The 20,057-nt window shown below is 72.1% G+C and carries 19 protein-coding genes and 1 tRNA gene; 9 read left to right on the plus strand and 11 right to left on the minus strand.

From position 1 onward, the window contains the following. Window positions 1-297: 297 nt before the first annotated feature. Window positions 298-1,296, minus strand: coding sequence for an RNA polymerase sigma factor RpoD/SigA (locus ACIQ6R_RS18370; RefSeq protein WP_404175697.1), 999 nt, complete (start codon window positions 1,294-1,296; stop codon window positions 298-300). 234 nt (window positions 1,297-1,530) lie between these two features. Between ACIQ6R_RS18370 and ACIQ6R_RS18375 the strand changes: the two genes are divergently transcribed. Further along, window positions 1,531-2,049 (plus strand): GNAT family N-acetyltransferase, encoded by a 519-nt coding sequence (locus tag ACIQ6R_RS18375; protein WP_404222438.1) that lies wholly within the window; start codon window positions 1,531-1,533, stop codon window positions 2,047-2,049. A 45-nt stretch (window positions 2,050-2,094) separates the two neighbouring features. On the opposite strand, the gene ACIQ6R_RS18380 is transcribed toward ACIQ6R_RS18375, so the two are convergent. Continuing rightward, window positions 2,095-2,880: a dioxygenase gene (locus ACIQ6R_RS18380; RefSeq protein WP_404175703.1), complete on the minus strand. Its 786-nt coding sequence runs from the start codon at window positions 2,878-2,880 to the stop codon at window positions 2,095-2,097. A gap of 98 nt (window positions 2,881-2,978) precedes the next feature. Here ACIQ6R_RS18380 and ACIQ6R_RS18385 point away from each other — a divergent pair, with 98 nt between their 5' ends. Beyond that, window positions 2,979-3,497, plus strand: coding sequence for a MarR family winged helix-turn-helix transcriptional regulator (locus ACIQ6R_RS18385; protein WP_404175706.1), 519 nt, complete (start codon window positions 2,979-2,981; stop codon window positions 3,495-3,497). 111 nt (window positions 3,498-3,608) lie between these two features. Here the strand turns inward: ACIQ6R_RS18385 and ACIQ6R_RS18390 are convergent, their stop codons facing one another. Continuing rightward, a complete protein-coding gene (locus tag ACIQ6R_RS18390; RefSeq protein WP_404175709.1) occupies window positions 3,609-5,144 on the minus strand; it encodes an MFS transporter in 1,536 nt (511 codons plus the stop codon). Window positions 5,145-5,321: 177 nt separating this feature from the next. After that, complete coding sequence (locus tag ACIQ6R_RS18395; protein WP_404175712.1) at window positions 5,322-5,975, minus strand: TetR/AcrR family transcriptional regulator; 654 nt, start codon at window positions 5,973-5,975, stop codon at window positions 5,322-5,324. A gap of 300 nt (window positions 5,976-6,275) precedes the next feature. Here ACIQ6R_RS18395 and ACIQ6R_RS18400 point away from each other — a divergent pair, with 300 nt between their 5' ends. The 3 genes from ACIQ6R_RS18400 (at window position 6,276) to ACIQ6R_RS18410 (ending at window position 9,536) form a co-directional block, all read left to right on the plus strand. Beyond that, window positions 6,276-7,571, plus strand: coding sequence for a M6 family metalloprotease domain-containing protein (locus tag ACIQ6R_RS18400; RefSeq protein ID WP_404222439.1), 1,296 nt, complete (start codon window positions 6,276-6,278; stop codon window positions 7,569-7,571). Between the two features lie 87 nt (window positions 7,572-7,658). Beyond that, window positions 7,659-9,389: an IclR family transcriptional regulator C-terminal domain-containing protein gene (locus ACIQ6R_RS18405; protein WP_404222440.1), complete on the plus strand. Its 1,731-nt coding sequence runs from the start codon at window positions 7,659-7,661 to the stop codon at window positions 9,387-9,389. A 74-nt stretch (window positions 9,390-9,463) separates the two neighbouring features. Beyond that, a tRNA-Arg gene (locus tag ACIQ6R_RS18410) sits at window positions 9,464-9,536 on the plus strand. 371 nt (window positions 9,537-9,907) lie between these two features. Here the strand turns inward: ACIQ6R_RS18410 and ACIQ6R_RS18415 are convergent. The 4 genes from ACIQ6R_RS18415 to ACIQ6R_RS18430 form a co-directional block, all read right to left on the minus strand. Further along, window positions 9,908-10,576 carry a class I SAM-dependent methyltransferase gene (locus tag ACIQ6R_RS18415; protein ID WP_404222441.1) on the minus strand — a complete coding sequence of 223 codons (669 nt, stop codon included), beginning with the start codon at window positions 10,574-10,576 and terminating at the stop codon, window positions 9,908-9,910. Between the two features lie 76 nt (window positions 10,577-10,652). Next, window positions 10,653-11,126 carry a glycine-rich domain-containing protein gene (locus tag ACIQ6R_RS18420; protein ID WP_404222442.1) on the minus strand — a complete coding sequence of 158 codons (474 nt, stop codon included), beginning with the start codon at window positions 11,124-11,126 and terminating at the stop codon, window positions 10,653-10,655. Continuing rightward, window positions 11,123-11,389 (minus strand): hypothetical protein, encoded by a 267-nt coding sequence (locus tag ACIQ6R_RS18425; protein WP_404222444.1) that lies wholly within the window; start codon window positions 11,387-11,389, stop codon window positions 11,123-11,125. Before ACIQ6R_RS18425 ends, ACIQ6R_RS18420 begins: the two co-directional genes overlap by 4 nt. Next, on the minus strand, window positions 11,386-11,724 hold the full coding sequence (locus ACIQ6R_RS18430; protein WP_404222445.1) for a hypothetical protein: 339 nt from the start codon (window positions 11,722-11,724) through the stop codon (window positions 11,386-11,388). The genes ACIQ6R_RS18425 and ACIQ6R_RS18430 overlap by 4 nt, the downstream gene beginning before the upstream one ends. Window positions 11,725-11,868: 144 nt before the next feature. On the opposite strand from ACIQ6R_RS18430, the gene ACIQ6R_RS18435 reads away from it, so the two are divergent. Further along, window positions 11,869-12,624 carry a GntR family transcriptional regulator gene (locus tag ACIQ6R_RS18435; RefSeq protein WP_386658204.1) on the plus strand — a complete coding sequence of 252 codons (756 nt, stop codon included), beginning with the start codon at window positions 11,869-11,871 and terminating at the stop codon, window positions 12,622-12,624. A 258-nt stretch (window positions 12,625-12,882) separates the two neighbouring features. Here ACIQ6R_RS18435 and ACIQ6R_RS18440 read toward each other — a convergent pair whose 3' ends face one another. The 3 genes from ACIQ6R_RS18440 to bagM form a co-directional block, all read right to left on the minus strand. Then, on the minus strand, window positions 12,883-13,968 hold the full coding sequence (locus ACIQ6R_RS18440) for a prephenate dehydrogenase (RefSeq protein WP_404222446.1): 1,086 nt from the start codon (window positions 13,966-13,968) through the stop codon (window positions 12,883-12,885). Window positions 13,969-14,218: 250 nt separating this feature from the next. Beyond that, on the minus strand, window positions 14,219-15,826 hold the full coding sequence (bagN, locus tag ACIQ6R_RS18445) for a bagremycin/ferroverdin biosynthesis UbiD family decarboxylase BagN/FevL (RefSeq protein ID WP_404222447.1): 1,608 nt from the start codon (window positions 15,824-15,826) through the stop codon (window positions 14,219-14,221). Next, a complete protein-coding gene (gene bagM, locus ACIQ6R_RS18450) occupies window positions 15,823-16,470 on the minus strand; it encodes a bagremycin/ferroverdin biosynthesis UbiX family decarboxylase BagM/FevK (RefSeq protein ID WP_404222448.1) in 648 nt (215 codons plus the stop codon). Before bagM ends, bagN begins: the two co-directional genes overlap by 4 nt. Before the next feature lie 61 nt (window positions 16,471-16,531). Here bagM and bagL point away from each other — a divergent pair, with 61 nt between their 5' ends. The 3 genes from bagL (at window position 16,532) to bagJ (ending at window position 19,936) form a co-directional block, all read left to right on the plus strand. Then, window positions 16,532-17,011: a MarR family transcriptional regulator BagL/FevM gene (gene bagL / locus ACIQ6R_RS18455; protein WP_404222449.1), complete on the plus strand. Its 480-nt coding sequence runs from the start codon at window positions 16,532-16,534 to the stop codon at window positions 17,009-17,011. Between the two features lie 124 nt (window positions 17,012-17,135). Further along, the gene (bagK, locus tag ACIQ6R_RS18460; RefSeq protein WP_404222450.1) at window positions 17,136-18,512 is read left to right on the plus strand and encodes a bagremycin/ferroverdin biosynthesis FAD-dependent oxygenase BagK/FevA1; all 1,377 of its coding nucleotides are present in this window, start codon (window positions 17,136-17,138) and stop codon (window positions 18,510-18,512) included. Between the two features lie 65 nt (window positions 18,513-18,577). After that, window positions 18,578-19,936: a bagremycin/ferroverdin transporter BagJ/FevB gene (gene bagJ, locus ACIQ6R_RS18465; RefSeq protein ID WP_404222451.1), complete on the plus strand. Its 1,359-nt coding sequence runs from the start codon at window positions 18,578-18,580 to the stop codon at window positions 19,934-19,936. The last annotated feature ends 121 nt before the right edge of the window (window positions 19,937-20,057 follow it).

Below are 20,057 nucleotides of genomic sequence, written 5' to 3' on the forward strand. Positions count from 1 at the left end.
CGCCGGGGGGAGTGCGTCGGGACGTGGTCCATAGGGGCGGAAGGGGCCGGTTCGAGGCCGGTACCCGGGCCCGAACTGTTGGGCCCGGAGTTCTTGTTCCCGGGCCCCCGCCGGTTGAAGCAGCGTTGTACAGCCATGTTTGCGCGGGGTTCGGCCACCGGCGTACGCCCCACCCGTCACGTCACGCCCCCGCATCACGGCCTCCGGTGGCTCCGGCGGCGATCCGCCCCGGTGATCCGGCGACCGGGCCCGGCGGCGGTCCGACTCCGTCGCGTCGCCCGCCGGCCCGCCGCCCGCTTACGCCGCCGCCTCGAAGCCGGTGTCGCGGGCCAGCTTCTTCAGCTCCAGCAGCGCGTGCTTCTCGATCTGCCGGATCCGCTCGCGCGTGAGCCCGTGCTCCTTGCCGACCTCGGTCAGCGTACGCTCGCGGCCGTCGACGATGCCGTACCGCATCTTGATGATGGAGGCCGTGCGCGGGTCGAGGCGGCCGATGAGGTCGTCGAGCTCCTCGCTGCGCAGCAGCGTCATCACCGACTGCTCGGGCGACACGGCGGAGGTGTCCTCCAGCAGGTCGCCGAACTGGGTCTCGCCCTCGTCGTCCACCGACATGTTCAGCGAGACGGGGTCGCGGGCCCAGTCGAGTACGTCGGTGACGCGCTCCGGCGTCGAACCGAGCTCGGCGGCGATCTCGGCGGGCTCCGGCTCGCGGCCGTGCTCGCGGTTGAACTCGCGCTGCACGCGCCGGATCCGGCCCAGCTCCTCCACCAGGTGGACGGGGAGGCGGATGGTGCGCGACTGGTCGGCGATCGACCGGGTGATGGCCTGGCGGATCCACCAGGTCGCGTACGTCGAGAACTTGAAGCCCTTGCGGTAGTCGAACTTCTCGACCGCGCGGACCAGGCCGGCGTTGCCCTCCTGGATGAGGTCGAGGAGGGGCAGACCACTGCGGGGGTAGCGGCGGGCGACCGCGACGACGAGGCGGAGGTTGGAACGGATGAAGACGTCCTTCGCCCGCTCGCTCTCCTCGATCAGAGCCTCCAGCTCCTCCCGGGTGGCGTCCGCCCCGGTCTCCTCGTAGCCTTCGAGGACCTGCCGCGCGAACACACCCGCCTCGATGGCCTGGGACAGCTCGACCTCCTTGGCGGCGTCGAGCAGCGGCGTCCGTGCGATCTCGTCGAGGTACATGCCGACCAGATCGCGGTCGGCGAGCTCGCCGCCGCCTGCGCGGACGCTGGTTGCCGCGTCGGAGGTCCCGCCGGTGGCGGACTTACGACGGGCGACGGCACGGGTTGCCATGCGTGCTCCCTTGCGATGGTGGTTCAGCGGGTGATCCAGTGGACACCGGGCGCCGTGTGGGGTTGTCGTCTCCGGTCTCCTCGGTCCCGGATCCGGTCTCCGGTCCCTCTCGGGACTCTCCTCGGGTGCCCTGCATCCGATGGAAACAACGACTGGAATCCGGACAGAATTCCCAACCCGCCCCCCGATTTTTCTGATCATGCAGTACCCTGTGCCGCCACATGAGGAGGCACGATGCCGTCGGGACGTGCGGAGGTCCAGGTCAGGCCGGGGGTCGAGGACGATCTCAAGGCCCTCACCGACCTCTACAACCACTACGTACGTGAGACGCCCATCACGTTCGACACCGAACCCTTCACTCCGGAAGAGCGCCGCCCTTGGCTGCTCTCCCACCCTGAAGACGGCCCGCACCGGCTGAGGGTTGCCACGGACGCCGACTCACAGGAGATTCTGGGGTACGCCACATCCAGCCCCTACCGCGCGAAACCCGCGTACGGGACCTCCGTGGAGACCACCGTCTACGTCGCCCCGCGGGCCGGCGGCCGGGGCATCGGCACGCTGCTCTACGCGTCCCTCTTCGAGGCCCTGGCCGACGAGGACCTGCACCGCGCCTACGCGGGCATCGCACAGCCCAACGCCGCCTCCGCCCGGCTGCACGAGCGCTTCGGCTTCCGGCACGTCGGCACGTACCGCGAGGTGGGCCGGAAGTTCGGCCGGTACTGGGACGTGGCCTGGTACGAGAAGCCGCTCTAGCCCCTCCCGCGGTGCGCGCTCAGCCGCCCCTCCCGCGGTGCGCGCTCAGCCGAACTGTACCGACCGCTTCGCCAGCCCCATCCAGAAGCCGTCGATCACGGATTCACGCAGGTCCAGCTCGCCGGCCGCGTCCGCCGCCCCCATCGTCACGAACAGCGGGGCGAAGTGCTCGGTGCGCGGGTGGGCGAGCAGGCCCGCCGGGGACTTGCGGGCGAAGTCGAGCAGCCCGTCCACGTCACCGGCCTCCAGCGCGCGCCTGCCCCAGTCGTCGAACTCGGCGGACCAGGCGGGGGTGCCGCTCTGGCGCAGGGCGGCCAGGTTGTGGGTGAAGAAGCCGGAGCCGATGATCAGCACGCCCTCGTCGCGCAGCGGCGCGAGCCTGCGGCCGGTCTCCATCAGCCGCGCGGGGTCGAGGGTCGGCATGGAGACCTGGAGGACCGGGATGTCGGCGCCTGGGTACATCTCGACGAGCGGCACGTACGCGCCGTGGTCGAGGCCGCGCTCGGGGACGTCCTGCACGGGCGTACCGGGGGCGCGCAGCAGCTTGCGGACGGACTCGGCGAGCGCGGGGGCGCCGGGGGCCTCGTAGCGCACCCGGTAGTAGTGCTCCGGAAAGCCCCAGAAGTCGTACACCAGGGGGACGGTCCGGGTGGCGCCGAGGGCGAGCGGGGCCTCCTCCCAGTGGGCGGAGACGACGAGGATCGCCTTGGGGCGCGGGAGGGCGGCGGCCCACGCGGCGAGTTCGCCGGGCCAGACGGGGTCGTCGGCGAGCGGCGGGGCGCCGTGACTGAGATAGAGGGCGGGCATGCGCTCCTGAACGGTGGCGGACATGAGGGCGGCTCCCAGTACTTGAACTCTCAATCTCTCTGGACGTGAATCTACGCCTCATTTGTTTAAACTTCAAGAAGTGGTTGCGTACGATGGGTTACATGAACACGGCACCCATCCCGGCCTCCCCCGCCGAAGAGCCCCGCTGGCTCACCGCCGAGGAGCAGCGCGTATGGCGCTCCTACATCGAGGCCGCGACCCTCCTGGAGGACCACCTCGACCGTCAGCTCCAGCGTGACGCGGGCATGCCGCACGTCTACTACGGCCTGCTGGTAAAGCTCGCCGAGTCACCGCGGCGGCGGCTGCGGATGACGGAGCTGGCCCGGTACGCCAAGATCACCCGTTCCCGCCTCTCGCACGCGATCGCCCGCCTGGAGAAGAACGGCTGGGTGCGCCGCGAGGACTGCCCCTCGGACAAGCGGGGCCAGTTCGCCATCCTCACGGACGAGGGGTACGAGGTGCTGGGCCGGACCGCGCCGGGCCACGTGGACGCCGTACGCCAGGCCGTGTTCGACCGGCTCACGCCCGAACAGCAGAAGTCCCTCGGCGAGATCATGCGGATCGTCGCCGAGGGACTTCAGCCGAGCGAAGCGGGTGCGGACCTGCCCTGGCTGCGCTGAGCGCGCGGCCGGGGCAGGTCCTGGGAACCGTGCGGGAGGGGCGTCCCCTCCCCCCGCGCACGGATGGAACAGGTGGCCCGAAGACCCGAAGGAGTACCGCGTCCGGCGTCGTCAGTGGGCGACGACCGGCACCCGCAGCTCGTCCTCGGCCGCGTCACCCGAACCGGACCCCGTGACGGCGGTGCCGCCCGGGCGGCCGGCGTTGACGAAGGTCAGGGCGATCACGGCCGCCGCGACCAGGATGCCGACGGCGAACCAGATGGCGCTGGTGTAGCCCTGCACCTGGCCCTCCAGCTGGACCAGCTGCTGCTGGGACCGGGAGGCCGCACCGCCGATGTTGTCGGCGATGTAGGACGTGGTCGCCGAGGCGGCGATCGTGTTCAGCAGCGCCGTACCGATCGCGCCGCCCACCTGCTGCGAGGTGTTGACCATCGCGGAGGCGACACCGGCGTCCCGCGGCTCCACGCCCATGGTGGCCAGGGACATGGCCGGCATGAACGCCGTACCCATACCGAGGCCGAGCAGGAGCATGCCGGGCAGCAGGACGCCCGCGTAGGAGGTGTCGATCTCCAGCTGGGTCAGCAGCAGCATGCCGACGGCGGCGACCAGGAAGCCGGGGCCCATCAGCAGCCGGGGCGCGACCCGGGTCATCAGGCGGGTGCCGATCTGCGTGGAGCCCACGATCATGCCCGCGATCATCGGCAGGAAGGCGAAGCCGGTCTCCACCGGCGAGTAGCCCTTCACGATCTGCAGGTAGTACGTCAGGAAGAGGAAGAGGCCGAACATCGCGATGATCGCCAGGCCCAGCGAGAGGTAGATCCCGCCCCGGTTGCGCTCGGTGATCACGCGCAGCGGCAGCAGCGGGGCCTTGACCTTCGACTCGACGATCACGAAGGCGAGGAGCAGCACGGCGGAACCGACGAACATGCCGACCGTCACCGCGTCGCTCCAGCCGTTCGACTCGGCGCGGGTGAAGCCGTAGACGAGCGCGACCAGACCGAGAGTGGACAGGATCACGCCGGGGATGTCGAGCGGCGAGCGGTTGCGGCTGCCGCGCGGCTCACGGATGACGAGGTACGCACCGGCCGCCGCGACGATCGCGAACGGGATGTTGACGAAGAACGTCCAGCGCCAGTTCAGGTACTCGGTGAGGAATCCGCCGAGGATCAGACCCACGGCGCCACCACCACCGGCGATCGCACCGTAGATACCGAAGGCCTTGGCGCGCTCCTTGGCGTCCGTGAACATCACGGCGAGCAGGGAGAGCGCGGCGGGCGCGAGCAGCGCGCCGAAGACACCCTGGAGGGCGCGCGAGCCGAACATCATCGCCTCGTTGGTGGCCGCTCCGCCGAGCGCGGAGGCGACGGCGAAGCCGGCCAGCCCGAGGACGAAGGTGCGCTTGCGGCCCCACAGGTCGGCTATCCGGCCGCCGAACAGCAGCAGACCGCCGAAGGCGAGGGCGTAGGCCGTGACGACCCACTGCCGGTTGCCGTCGGAGATGCCGAGGTCCTGCTGGGCGGAGGGCAGGGCGATGTTCACGATGGTGGCGTCGAGGACGACCATCAGCTGGGCGAGCGCGATGAAGACGAGCGCTTTCCAGCGTCCGGCGTCCGGGACGCCGGGAGCCTTGACGGCTGTTTCAGACATGGGGATACCCACTTCGGGACTTCGTGACGGAAAAAGATGAGTAATAGGGACGGCTGGACCAGGGGCGACGGCTACGGGAGCCGTCGTCCTCCGGTCAGACGGTGAGTCTTCGCATGACTACTGATGCGACTATTGGTGTGACTATCGGTGTGACTGCTCGCGGGATGACTGGCGGGACTACTGGTCGCAGGGCCGGCGGAGGTCCTCCATGGTCACGGCCGCGCCCGGGAGGGCGGAGCGGGCGGGAGCCCGCAGCCCGTCCAGGAACAGCTGCAGGTGGCGGTGGACGAACCGGTCGGCGCTCAGACACCCCGTACCGGCCGGGGGCCGGCTGAGCTGGGCCGCGGCGATCATCAGATCGCCCACGCCCACGTCGCTACGGAGCTGACCGGCCGCCTTCGCCCGGTCCATGACCTCGGCGACGAGTCGCTCGACCCGTTCGCGCGCCGCTTCCAGGTCGGGGTGGTGCTGGTCGAACGTGCTGGACACCATGGGGCACAGGGCGCTGATCCGCTCGTCGACGGAGGCGTGCACGAAGCGCTCCAGCGCCTCGAAGGCGTCGCCGGACTCCGCGAGAGCGAGCTCGGCCGCCCGTGCCGTACGGTCCATGACCGAGCAGACGACCTCGCGGACGAGGGCGTCGCGGTCGGGGAAGTTGCGGTACACCGTGGCGTTGCCGACGCCGGCCCGGCGGGCGACGTCGTCGAGCGGCACGTCGGGCCCGTGCTCGACGAACATCTCCCGGGCGGCGGTGACGATCCGCTCCCGATTGCGCAGGGCGTCGGCGCGGGGCCGGGTCACCTTGTGCTGCTCGGGGGTTGCGGTCTGCACGGCGTACTCCTCGGATGCCTTGACTGGCGATCCGGGGAGGGAATCCCCGTTTCGCTCGGACACAGGGCTAAACGGGGAAACGATCCCCGGTTATTTCCCGAACCCGAAGAGATTCACTGTGACCTGCGTCACAACCTGCCTGCCTCCCTGAATGCGCCCTCCGGGCACGCCCCCGGTCGGCGGCTACCGGCGAGAAACCCACGATCGGCTCCTCCAGCGCGCGCCCACCCACCCCTCGGCACAGGGTGATCGCAAGGGTGCAGCCGGTGTCCGGCGGCTGCCGTGGTCCGGGAGGTCTGCATGCAGCCGCAGCAGCAGCGGGCGCCGCGCCGTCGGATACGCCCGCGCCGGCTGGCCGCGATCGCGACCGTCACCGTCGTGACCCTCGCCGTCAGCACCTCGGCCGGCACCGGCCGGCTCGCGCCGAGCACCACGGCGTCGGGCCCCGGCCCCGCCACCCTCTCCCGCTCCTCCGCGCACGCCCCCTGCATGATCAGCGGCGGCTCCGAGATCCAGATGTCCGAGGGCGTCCCGACCTCCGCCGGCTACGCCCGCCCGACCGGCACCGTACGCGCCCTCACCCTGATGATCGACTTCTCGGACGCGCCCGGCGAGGGCAAGGCGCTCGACCGTTACGCGGAGTTCTTCCCGCAGACCGAGGAATGGTTCCGCACCAGCTCCTACGGCCGCCTCGACTACCACCCCGAGACACCGATCCGGGACTGGCTGCGCATGCCGAAGTCGTTCGCCGAGTACGGCATAGAACGCGGCGCCCCCTTCGACCCCGGCTACCGGAACCTGGTCCAGGACCTGGTGGCGGCGGCCGACGCGAAGGTGGACTTCCGGTCGTACGACCTCCTGAACGTGCTGGTCACCCCGAACGCGGGCCCCTCCGCCCTGGACACGGTCCTGTCCGTCACCTTCGCCGGCAACACCGAGGCCCCGGTCGCCGACGGCGTCCCGGTGGCCAACGCGTCCTTCGTCTACTCGCGCCAGGACGACGGATCCGGCTCCTACGACGAGACCGGTTACCGCGTGCTCCCGCACGAGAACGGCCACGTCTTCGGCCTCCCGGACCTCTACACCCAGGAGGGCGGCGGGGCCGTCGGCCACTGGGACATCATGAGCGAGGACTGGGGCGCCAACAACGACCTCCTCGGCTGGCACAAGTGGAAACTGGGCTGGCTGGACCCCTCCCAGGTGCACTGCGCCGCGGCGCCCGGAACGACGGAGTACACACTGACCCCGCTGGCCCGCAAGGGCGGCGACAAGCTGGTGGTCGTCCCGCTGGACGGCAAGTCCGGCTACGCCGTCGAACTGCGCACCCGCGAGGGCAACGACGAGACGGTGTGCCGTCCGGGCGTACTCATCTACAAGGTCGACGCCGACGTGGACACGGGGATGGGCCCGGTGACGGTCTTCGACTCCCGCCGGGACAGCGGCGGCTGCACCCGCAGCCCGAACGTCCACGCCGAACTCTCGGACGCCGCCTTCACCCCGGGCGAGACCTTCAAGGACCCGCGCCGGGGCATCACGATCGCGGTGTCCGGGGCGGACCTGAAGGGCGATCACCAGGTGCGGGTCACCCGCGGCTGACGACCAGCTGACGACCGGCCCGTCCGGTGGCGGCGTTACGTGGCGGCATTACGGTAGCCCTGCCGCGACCGCCGTACCGGAGAGCCGATGCCCGCCAACACCACGAACGACGCCGCCCACGCGGAGGCTGTCGCCGCCCCCGGCACCGGGGGCGCCGGAACACGGAACGCGCCGCCCGGTGCGGTCCCGCCGACCGAGGCGCCCGGTACCGTCCCACCGGCTGCGGCGCCCGGTGCCGTCCCGCCGGCCGAGGCGGTCGGTACCGTCCCGCCGGCCGAGGCGGTCGCACCGCTGCTGCGCGGCATCGCCGTACTGCGGCGGCTGACCGAGGCGGACGACGGCGGCACGCTCAGCCTCAGCGGCCTGGAGAAGGCCACCGGCCTGGCCCGCGCCACGGTCGACCGCGTCACGGCCACCCTCGCGCGCATGGGATACGTCCGCCTGGACGGCCGCGACGTCACCCTCGCCCCCCGCCTGACCGAACTGGGCAACGCCTACCTCGCCGCCCTCCGCCTCCCCGACCTCCTCTCCGCCCGTGCCGACGCCCTGGCCGACGAACTGGACGAGTCGGTCTCCCTCGCGGTCGGCGACCGGGACGGCATCCGCTTCATCCACCAGGCCACCCGCCGCCGCGCGATGTCCCTGAGCTTCCGCATCGGCGACCTCCTCCCCGCCGAACGCACCGCGCCGGGCCCGCTGTTCGCCACCGAGTGGACGGAGGCCGACTGGCGCCACTGGCACGAGCGCCGGGCCGCGGACCCGGAGGACCGCACCTTCCCCGCCGTACCCCCACGCGACCACACCCCCGAGGACGACGACTTCGAGCACCGCACGGCCACCGCGGCGACCACCGACTACTCCCTGGACGACCAGCTGATCGAACCGGGCCTGGTCGCGGTCTCGGCCCCCGTACGGGACCCGGGCACCGGCCGGGTGGCCTGCGTGGCGAGCGTCGTGAGCCACACCAGCCGCCGCACGGCCGAGGACCTGCGCACGACCCTGCTCCCCCACCTCCGCACGGCGGTCACCGCGATGGAGAACGACCTGCGCACCGCCCCGCCACCGGAACCGGGAGCCCCCCGCTCCGGCCTGGCCACCTGGACGGCCGCGTCCAAACACGAACTGGGCCGGGAGTTCATCGAATCCCTGGCCCGCGGCCTGACGGTACTGACGGCCTTCGGCGAGGACCGCCCGGAGCTGACCCTCACGGAGGTCGCGAAGGCGACGGGCCTGGCCCGCGCGACAGCCCGCCGAGCCCTGATCACCCACGAACACGCGGGCCTGGTACGCCAGACCCCCGCCCACACCTTCACCCTCACCCCCCGAGTCCTCTCCCTCGGCTTCCCACCCCTCTCCCGCACCTCCCTCCCCCAGATCGCCCAGCCCCACCTGACCGCCCTCGCCGACCACGTCCACGAGTCCGCCTCGCTGGCCGTACTGTCGGACTCGGGCGAGGAGGTCCAGTACACGGCCCGCGCGTCGACAAGCCGCGTCATGAGCGCCCACATCACACTCGGCACCCGCCTCCCGGCCCACGCGACGGCACTGGGCCACGTCCTCCTCTCCCTCCCGGAGGCCCGCTCGCAGGGCTACGCCCTGGTCGACGAGGAACTGGAGGCCGGCCTGCGCTCCCTCGCCGTCCCGGTACGCGACCGCGAGGGCCGCACGGTGGCCGCGGTGAACGTCGCCATGCACGCCGCACGCCGAACGGCAGCGGACTGCGTGACGGACGTCCTGCCGCCCCTGAAAGAGACGGCGGAACACATCGAGGCCGACCTGCGCGTGGCGGGCCGCTTCCGCCGAGTCCCCCTCACCTGACCGGCCCGACGCCCTCCGACCCACCCGCTACACTGTCGGCGGTGGCACCTCCACACCTCACGGTGCCGCCACCGGCCTTCGTAGCTCAGGGGATAGAGCACCGCTCTCCTAAAGCGGGTGTCGCAGGTTCGAATCCTGCCGGGGGCACAGGAGTTGACCAGGGCAAAGGCCCCGGAAACCGCAGGTCAGATGCGGTCCGGGGCCTTTCTCGTGCCTCGATTCCCAGTCTCCCTACATGCTCCCTACAGCGTGAGTACGCCCTCACTACGGGGGCCCGTCTCCTGAATATCGCCTAAATGATCATGCTGTTTCCGCAGGTCGGCCCGGGCATGAGCAACCCCCGCACTCCCTTGGGGAGGCGGGGGTTGCGGTGTGCCGGGCCGCCACCGGGAGGGGGCTGCCGCAACTCGATGGCGCCCGGCACGTCTGCGCGACGCAGGAGCTGGTGGAACTCGCACGACGGTGAGCGGCCCGCCCTCGACGGGGGTGGCGAGAGCGGGCCGCGGTCGGGGGTCGCCTCAGGCTCGTGCCTGGACGATGAGGGTGCCGATCGTCCGGTTGCCGGGCGGCGCGGCGAGCACGTCGGCGCTCACGTCGGTGAAGCCGTGCTCCTTCAGTCGCCGCTCCCAGGCCTCGGGCTCGTAGTCCCAGCGCTTCACGACGAGCGGGTCCTCGTCGGTGCCGCGCGGGATGTACGAGGCCTGGCAGCCGTAGCAGCCCTGCACCGGCGGCCGCTGGGAGAAGACGAGCCTGCCGCCCGGGCGCAACCGCTCACGGATCGCGGGCAGCAGTACCGCGGGGTCGGTGAACCAGACGGCGCCGTACACCGAGTACACGGCGTCGAACCCGAGCTGGTCCTCCTCCAGGAACCGAACGGCTTCCACCCGGTGCAGCTTGAGCCCCGGCGCCTGGCCCCACCGCTCACGGGCCGCGACCAACTGCTGGGGTGAGACGTCTACGCCGACGGCGCGCAGGCCGAGCGTGGCGAGGTGCGCGGCGTTGCCGCCCTTCCCGCAGCCGAGGTCCAGGACCCGGCCGCCGGCCGGGGTACTGAGGAGTTCCGCGCCCGGGCCATGGTCGGGGTACTGGGTCCAGTTGAACCACGTCGTCTCGCCGCGGCTGTTCGTCGGCCGGCGCTCGGGGCGCTGCCGCGAGTAGGTGTCCCAGGCGATCGCCGTGTCTGTCACGTGATGCTCCGCTCCTCGGGCCAGCCGCCCGGCCGCAACGCCGGACGGCTGGAGTCTTGCACGACGGGCGTGTCTGCTACTTCCCCCTGCCACTGTTCGGGCTGTCGGTGCACCCGGCGTGGCACTGGGTGCAGTCGGCCATGGCCGGCCACAGTTCCTCGTCCACGGTGTACCCGGCGGTCGTGATCGCGGCGAGGGTCCGCTCGCGGGCGGCCTGCGCCCCGCCCAGCATCTCGTTGCCCTCGTCGGTGGGGACGTGGTGGACGAAGCCGCCGGCGACCCGCTCGCAGAACTCGGCGTAGTCGACGGTGTGCAGGATGAACGCGTGCCAGCCGTAGTCGACCAGCTCGCTGGGGGCGAGGGACTGGCCGGGCTGCTGGCCGGAGGCGGCGATGAAGGCGGCGGCCTGGCCGACGATCCGCCGGGCGGTCGACTCGCTGATCTCCGGGTGGTCGGCGGTGATGCGCCGGACGAGCCGGTCGGTCACCTGGGAGTCGACCAGGGCGGCCGGGTTGGTGGTGCCCACGGGGTGCTCTAACGCGATGGTCACGTCTTCCTCCTGTTGTGGACGGCGCCTCCGGTCGGAGGCGTCTGGCCCGCCCGCCGGTAGGGGGCGGGAGTCTGGGGGAGGCGCGCGGGCACGCAGCCGGACAGCGGCGGGCAGGCGTACATCTCGATGCTCAAGTCGTGGCTGCCGGAGCGGCCTTGGGCGCGGCCCGCGGACACGCCTCCGGTCACGGCGAGGGAGGCGCCGCAGAAGACGCAGGCCCACCCGGAGTACTGCGCCCAGGACAGAGCGGAGGCTGCGATCACGAGCGGCCTCCCAGCTGCCCCCACAGGCCGGTCTCGTCGGTGGTCAGCCCGGCCCTCTGGCAGAGCGCGTTGACGATGGACCAGCCGGGGCCGTGGCTATTGATGAGCGGCAGCGGGTCGAGACCCTGCGCGGTGATGCGGATGCGGGCGCCCGCGGTGGACAGCGTCATCTCGACGACGGGGGCGCCGGAGCCGAGGACGGCGGCGAACAGTTCGTTCGCGATGAGCGGGGCGTCGGGGTGCTCGACGCGGCCACGGGTCCAGAGGCGGACGTGGGGCGCCTCGATGGGCTCACCCTTGAACGCCTTCTGCCACGTGTGACCCGATTCGGGCATGACTGGACCCCGCAGACGGTGGCTATCTGAGTACGGATAGTGCTTATCTGTACTCAGATTGTCGCCGGAGTTGGCGCTGGTCAAGAGGGAGGGGAGAGTATGTGTACTCAGATTGACGCGATCACACGGAACGGTGGTACGGCAGTGGCACAGCCCGAGTACCTGCGCATCGCCGCTGAGCTGCGGCAGCGCATCGCCTCCGGCCAGCTCGCACCCGGCGACCAGCTGCCGACGCTGCCCGCTCTGTGTGCGTCATATGGCGTATCCGAGACCACCATCCGCAACGCCCTCCGGCTCCTGGCCACCGAGGGGCTGATCGAGACCCGGGCCCGCGCGGGTACCCGCGTCCGGCCGCGGCCGCCGATCCACCGCATGGCCGCCGACCGCTACCGGACCACGCCCGGCGCGAAGTCGACGCCGTACACCCGCGATCAGGGCATCGGCTGGTCCGAGTACCGGCTCGACAAGCGGTTCGAGCGGGTGAAGGCGGACGCCGAACTGGCGGGCCTGTTCGAGTGCGAGGTGGGCGAGCGGCTCCTCGCCCGGCACTTCGTGTTCCACGACAACGACCAGGCGACGCAGATGTCCACCAGCTACGTCCGGTGGTCCGATGTCGCCGGGACGCCGGTCGCCGACCCGATCAACGAGCCGTGGCCGGGCGGTACTCGCGCGCAGCTCGGCAGTCTCGGTATCCGCGTCACGGCGATCACGGAGTCGTTCACGGTGGGCATGCCGACCGAGCTGGAGGCGACGACGCTCCGGATCGGTGGCGGCGTGCCCGTGCTGCGGTACACGCGGCGGCACATCTCAGACACCGGGCGGATTGTCGAGGTAGCCCACCCGATCGTGCGGCGCGGCGACACCACCATCGTCGACTTCCGCATCGACCTCGAAGACTGACCCCGGACGCACGGAAGCGGTCCCGCCCTCCCGGGGCGAATTCCAGGGGTCGTTGCAACACGAGTGATCAACTGACTGTTGCCAGGAGGCGTGTCCTCCACGCGCTGTGATTCTTCAGCTCTCCTTGCGCCGCTCGTACGTGTGCTGGGCATGGCCATGCTCGGCCTCGCAGACCTTCTGGGCCGCGAGGACGGCATGTCTTCGACCCGTCGGCCTCGGTAGAGGCGTCATGCAAGCAACGACCCCGGGCTCGTGTCGTCAGCGGTGGATCGACCAGCCGCGTTCGCTGAGGGCTGCGCTCAGAGCGGGGGCCGCTGTGGGGCTCACCAGCAGTTGGACCAGGCCTGCTCGGCGGCCGGTCGCGTGGTCGATGTGTATGTCCTCGATGTTGACGCCCGCGCGGCCGGCGTCCGCGAAGATGCGGGCCAGTTCGCCCGGCTGGTCGCTGATGAGGACGGCCACCGTCTCGTAGGAGGCGGGTGCCTCGCCGTGCTTGCCGGGCACTCTGGCGCGGCCCGCGTTACCCCGGCGCAGGATGTCCTCGATGCCCGCCGCGCCGCCGCTGCGCTTGGCCTCGTCGGCGGACTGCAGGGCGCGCAGCGACTCGACGGTCTCCTCCAGGTCGGCCGCCACCCCCGCGAGCACCTCCGCGACGGGGCCCGGGTTGGCCGCGAGGATCTCGGTCCACATCCGCAGGTCGGACGCGGCGATCCGGGTGACGTCGCGGATGCCCTGGCCGCACAGTCGCACCGCTGTCTCGTCGGCGGTCTGGAGTCGCGCGGCGACCATTGACGAGACGAGCTGCGGGGTGTGCGAGACGAGGGCGACGGCCCGGTCGTGGGCGGCGGCGTCCATGATCACGGGTACGGCGCGGCAGAGCGCGACCAGTTCCAGGGCGAGGTTCAGCACCTCCGTGTCGGTGTCCGGCATCGGGGTGAGCACCCAGGGCCTGCCCTCGAACAGGTCGGCGCTCGCCGCGAGCGGGCCGGAGCTTTCCTTGCCCGCCATGGGGTGGGTGCCGATGTACGAGCCGAGAGGGAGGCCCCGGTCCTCCAGCTCGCGCCGGGGGCCGCCCTTGACTCCGGCGACGTCGGCGTAGCCGCGCGCCACCCCCGCGCGCATTGCCCCGGCCAGCACGGCGGCGGTGTGCGCGGGCGGCACGGCAACGAGTGCCAAGTCCACGGGGCCGGGGGGCGGCTCGTCGCTGCCGGCGCCGAGGGCCGCCGCCGTCCGGGCCCGGTCCGGGTCGTGGTCGGCCAGGTGGACGGTGATGCCGCGTCCGGCGAGCGTCAGAGCCGCGGACGTGCCGATCAGGCCGGTTCCTATGACCAGGGCGGTCCTCATCGGACGCCGTCCTCGTGCCAGGCGGCCACCACGTGGCGGAGGGGGGTTGCGAGCCCTTTGTGCGGCTGGTCGGTGTTCACGTGCTCCGTCCATGTTCGGGGAGGGGGCCCTTCACCAGGCCCAGGCCCAGGCCCAAGCCCAGGCCCAGGCCCGCGCCGGTCCGGTTCTTCAGGAACGCGCCGGTCCGGACGGCGGGCGTGGTGGGCGCGGTGGGCGTAGTGCCGGCGGCCGGCCCGGTTCGGGGGCGGCGTCAGTCGTGCCAGTGCTCGAGGACTCTGCGGCGGATGCGCTCCGGGTATGCCTCGGCGAAGGAACTGTGCGGGAGCCGACCCTCGCCGGGGGCGGGCAGCAGCCCGTCGTGGAAGACGATCGGGCCGGACTGGGCGGCGCGCTCCTCGTGGGTGTAGCAGTTCAGCAGCGGGTGGACGAAGCCGTACCACGCCTCCGCCCGGTCCAGGGGGTGGATCCGGGTGGCCAGCGCCCACAGCAGGTCGGTGTCGTCGGCCGGGTCGATGTCGTCGTCCAGGACGAAGGTGGCCGCCGTGGCGCGGCCCGAGTGGGACTCGGAGAGCACCTCGCCGATCCGGTGCGTGAGTTCGGCGGAGTCGACGCCGGGCAGCCGCTCCCGCCAGTCCCGCGGGACGGTGACCACCATCCAGTGCGACGCGGCGCGCAGCGGCGACCAGGCTGTGGTGACCGGCAGGCCGGCGGCGCGCAACTCCGCCAGAACCTCGGCCGCCTGACCGACGCCCGTCACGGTGTGGAACTCGTCCACCGGCCGGCCCTCGGCCACCAGCGGCCAGATCGGGTCGTCGCGGTGGGTGATGGCCTCGACCGTGTACACCGGCTGCATCGACGTCTCGGTGGAGCCGTATCCGGCGAACTCGCCGAACGGTCCCTCCCGCGCGTCACGGCCGACGGAAAGGTGCCCTTCGATGACGATCTCCGCGCCCGCGGGCACTTCCAGGTCCACCGTCTCGCACCGTACGACGTCGACCGGCTCGCCGTGCAGCGCCCCGATGTAGCCAGCCTCGTCGACCCCCGGCGGCAGCGGAACGCCCCCTACGAACGGGACGGCGGGGTCGCCGCCCTGCACCAGCGCGTACGGCATCGGCTCGCCGATCTTCACCCACTCCGACCAGATCATGCCGATGTGCTGCGCCGGGATCACCAGACCGGTCATGTGCTTGCCGTCGATCAACATGATCCGGGCGATCGACCAGTTGGTCCACCGGCCGTCCGGCGTCCTGGCGACGATGATGCCCCAGGTGTTGGCGTAGGGGCCGCCGTCGAACTCGTGGACCCGGGGCACCGGGAAGCGGTCGAGGGTGGCGTCGTCGCCCAGCAGCACGTTCTGCTTGCAGGGCGCGTCCTCTCGCGCGACCGGCCGAGGGGGGACGGGCTTCGCGTCGCGGGTACGGGCCAGGTGGTCGACCAGTTCGGCGGCGGTGGTCCCGGCGGGCAGGCCGACGGACAGGGAGACCCGGGCCAGCGGCTTGCCGGGGGCGGAGCTGAGCGCGGCGGGCGCCCCGAGCAGCCGGAAGCCCGGCGCGACGCCCTCCACGTTCTCGAACAGGGGGGCCGGTGACTGTCGTTCGCAGGACAGGCGGCTGATCGCGGCGGCCTCCAGGTCGGCGCTCACCGGCCGCGTGACGCGGCGCAGGTCGCCGAGCGCCTCCAGCGCGTCGAGGTAGCCGCGCAGCTCACCGAACCGGATCAGCGGCCTGGGGCCGGCCTGGGGGGCAGTCGTCGGGCCGGCCACGGGGCCGGTCGCCGTCCCGGCCGTGGGGCCGGGCGTGGGGCCGGGCGTGGGGCCGGGCGCCGGGCCGTTCGTAGACTCGGTCAAAGGCCTGTTCATGAAAGCGCGCTCCTCTGCTGCGTACCGTTGTGGCGCATCGCGGAGACGTCGGCCGCCAGGCCCGCCCGGCCGGCCGGCGGACGGGGGAAGCCCTCCCAGCGGCGGGCGCCGGTGGCCTCGAGGCCGAACTGGTCGAGAACCCGCGTAACGATGTGGTCGACGATGTCGTCGACCGACTCCGGCCGGTTGTAGAAGGCGGGCATGGGCGGCACGATCGAGACGCCCATGCGGGCGAGTTCCAGCATGTTCGCCAGGTGGATCTCGTTGAGCGGCGTCTCCCGCGGCACCAGGACCATCCGGCGCCGCTCCTTGAGCGTCACGTCGGCGGCGCGGCCCATCAGCCCTTCGGCGTACCCGGCCCGGATGCCGGCCAGCGTCTTCATACTGCACGGGATGATCACCATGCCGTCGGTGGGGAACGAGCCGGAGGAGATCGCCGCCCCTTGGTCGTCGGGCGAGTAGGTGACGTCGGCCAGCGCGGCCACCTCGCGGGCGCTCAGCCCGGTCTCCAGTTCCACCGTCGCGCGCGCCCAGCGGCTGAGCACCAGATGTGTCTCCACCCGCGGGTCGCGGTGCAACTCGGTGAGCAGTCGAACGCCGAGCACCGCGCCGGTGGCACCGGTCATTCCCACGATCAGCCGCATCCTGGCCCCCACCGCAATCTTCCGTGTACGGAATATCCTTGTACTGAATATACTGGTCGACATGACGAACACAAGCCCTCGGCCGCGGCCACAACTGGAAGAGGCGCTGCCGCATCAGCTGCGCCGGGCCGGACAGGCGTGGGCGGCGCTGTGGCAGCAGCGCCTGCCCGACCTGACCAGTCCTCAGTTCGCGGTGCTGCTCGCCCTGGACGACCACGGCAGCCTGGACCAGTCCGCGCTGGGCGCCCTGACCGCCGTAGACCGCTCTACGCTCACCGTTCTGCTGGACCGCCTGGAGGCGCGCGGCCTGGTGACCAAGGAGATGGACCCGGCGAACCGCAGGCGCCGCATCGTCGCCCTCACCGACGCCGGCCGCCGGCGTCTGGCCGAGGGGGTCGAGGAGGCCGCGCAACTGCACGCGCGGGTGGAGGAGTCGTTGGGCGAGGAGCGGACGAGGCAGCTGGTCGAGATGCTCCGTGTCATGGGGGACATGCCGCACCCCGCCTCCCCCGATAGGTCGCACCCCACCTCCTCCCGATAGGCCGCACCCCACCTCCTCCCAATAGGCCGCACCCCACTTCCCCTCAATAGAGGGATGGGCCCTCCGAGTCGCCGCTGGAAGTGTGATCAGCGAACCGACTGGCTCCGTCTGGGAGGGCTGACGCATGTACAGACCGGCAACCGCGCAACGGCTTGCCGGGCGCCTTTCCGGTCCGGTGCTGGGGCCGGGGGACGAGGGATACGCGGCCGAGGTCGCCGGGTTCAACCGGGTTCTGCGGCACCGGCCCGCGATGGTCCTCGGCGCACGGGACGCCACGGAGGTGCGCAAAGCCGTCGCCTTCTCGGCAGAGACCAGAATGCCGACGGCGGTCCAGGCGACCGGCCACGGCCCCTCGCGTGTCACCGAGGGGACCGGGCTGCTCGTCAACACCCGCCGGATGAACGGCGTGACCGTCGACCCCGCCGCCCGGGTCGCCCGGGCCGAGGCCGGCACGCGCTGGCGGCAGGTCGTCGACGCGGCCGCCGTCCACGGACTCGCTCCGCTCAGCGGCTCCTCACCGCTGGTGGGGGTGGTCGGCTACACCCTGGGGGGCGGACTGGCGCTGCTGTCCCGGGCCTACGGTCTCGCCGCCGACCACGTCACCGCGGTGGACATCGTCACCCCCGACGGACTCCCCCGCACCGCCACCGCGCGGCGGCACCCGGACCTCTTCTGGGCGCTGCGCGGCGGCAAGGGCAACTTCGGCGTGGTGACGGCCCTGGAGTTCGGGCTCGTGCCGGTCACCCGGCTCTACGGCGGCGGCCTCTTCTTCCCCGGCGACACTGCCGCCGAGGTGCTGCACGCCTGGCGGTCGTGGACGGAGTCCGTGCCGGAGGAGACCGCCTCCTCGCTCGCGCTGCTGCGGATGCCCGACCGGAGGCCGATCCCACCCTTCCCGCGGGGCGGGCTCCTGGTGCACGTCCGCGTCGCCCACCTCGGCCCGGGCGACGAGGGGGAGCGGCTGGTCAGGCCCCTGCGCGCCGTCGCCCCGACGCTCGCGGACACGCTGGGGGAGATGCCGTACACCCGCTTCGCGGACATCCACAACGACCCGGCCTTCCCCATCGCCTACGACGAACGCTCCGCCATGCTGGGCGAGCTGGGCCCGCACGCGGTCGACGACCTGCTCCGCCTCGCCGGTCCGGGCAGCGGCTGCACGGACGCCGTGGTCGAGCTGCGGCACATGGGCGGCGCGCTCGGCCGGCCGGCCGCGGAGCCGGGCGCGGTCGACCACCGCGACGCCCTGTACTGCCTGACCACGCTCGGACCGCCCGGCGGACGCCCGGGACGCGTCGTGGACGGCATGGCGCATCGCGGGACGGGCCGCGGCCATCTCAACTTCCTCGCCGGACCGGGCACCGCCCGGCTGGCCCACCAGGGCTACGCGCCCGCCGACTACGCGCGGCTGGGCGAGATCAAGGCGCGGTACGACCCGGAGAACCTCTTCCGGTTCAACCACAACATCCCGCCGCGCGTGCGGGCCCGCGAACGCCCCGCGTGAAACCCCCAACCACACGAAGACGCCGACTCGGCACACCTCATGAACCCTGGAAGGGACGACTCTCGATGACCACCAACAGCGCGGTGCAGGCGCCGCCGCGAACCGCACCCGGTGCGGGCTTGACCGGGCTCAGGCTCGGAGCCCTCTTCGGCCCCGTGATCTTCGGAGTGACCGCCGCGGGCGTGGCGCTGCCCGACGTCGCCATGGAGATGGAGGTCCGCCCGGCGGTCGCCGGCTGGGTGCTGACGGCGCACGCCCTCGCGCTCGGCGTGGGCACCGCGTTCTTCGGGCGGCTCTCCGAGAAGTGGGGTGTGCGCAACACCCTCCTCACCGGAGCGCTGTTCCTCGCCGTGGGCGCGGTGCTGTGCCTGGTCGCACAGGACTTCGGCACCTTGATCGCCGGCCGGTTCGTGCAGGCGGCGGGCTCCGGCGCGATGACCTCCAGCGCCCTCACGCTCGCCTCGGGAGCGGCGGCCGAACACCGGACGAAGATCCTGGCCATCTTCGGCGCGTCCATGGCGCTGTTCTCCTCCACCGCCACCCTCATGGGCGGCATGGTGACGGACTGGCTGGACTGGCGGCTGACCCTGGTGCTGCCGGCGCTCTCGCTCCTGCTGGTGCCCTTCTGCCTGGAGCTCGCGGCCTCCCGCCCCGGCTACGGCAAGGCCGTCGACGTGACCGGCGGCGTCCTGCTGGGCGCCGGTGCGACCTCCCTGCTCCTCCTCATCCAGGCGTCCTCCCTCGATCTCGGCACCCCGCTGGTGATCGGGCTGGCGGTGCTCCTCGTGGTGTCGGTGGCCGGCCTGCTGACGCGGATCGGCAAACGGCCCGACGGGTTCCTCCCGCGTGAACTGGCCACCGACCGGACCTTCCTGACCTCGGCGTTGATCGGCGTGGGCGGTTACGCCGGCCTGTTCGCCGCGATGTACGCGGTGCCGCAGATCCTCACCGTGCAGTACGGCTGGGGTGTGTTCAAGATCGGCGCCTGGCTGCTGCCGGGCGCGGTCGTCGGCGCCGTGGCCGCCCGCGTGGCCAGCAAGCTCACCGTCGGCAAGGGCGGCAGCCTGCTGCTCGCCGGGACCGCCGTCAGCTGTGCGGTGTTCCTGGGCATCGTCGGCCTCGTCGACGGCGGCATCGTCGTGATGCTCATCGGAACCTCCATGGGCATGGCGACGTTCGCCGCCACTCAGGTGCTCACCACCGCCGTGCTCTCCAGCCGTCTCGCGCCCGCCCAGCGCGGTGGCGCCATGGGTGTGCTCAACCTGCTGTTCTTCGTCGGCGGCGGCATCGGCTCGGCCGCAACCGGGACCCTCTCCGAGCACATGGACCTCACCAGCGCGCTCGCCGTCGTCGCGGCGCTTCCGCTGCTGGCCGGTCTGATCGCCCTGACGCTCCCGCCCGCCCGGGCGCAGCAGGAGGCCTGACGCGTACGGGGCAGAAGCCCGAAGGCAGAGCTTCGAAGGCAAGGGCCCGAAGGCAGAGGCCCAAGAGCACCGGCCCAAAAGCCGCGGCCTTGAAGGTGAAGACGCGGCACGCCCCTCCCCC

This window comes from Streptomyces sp. NPDC096048 (genome assembly GCF_044763415.1).
Classification (GTDB): Bacteria; Actinomycetota; Actinomycetes; order Streptomycetales; family Streptomycetaceae; genus Streptomyces.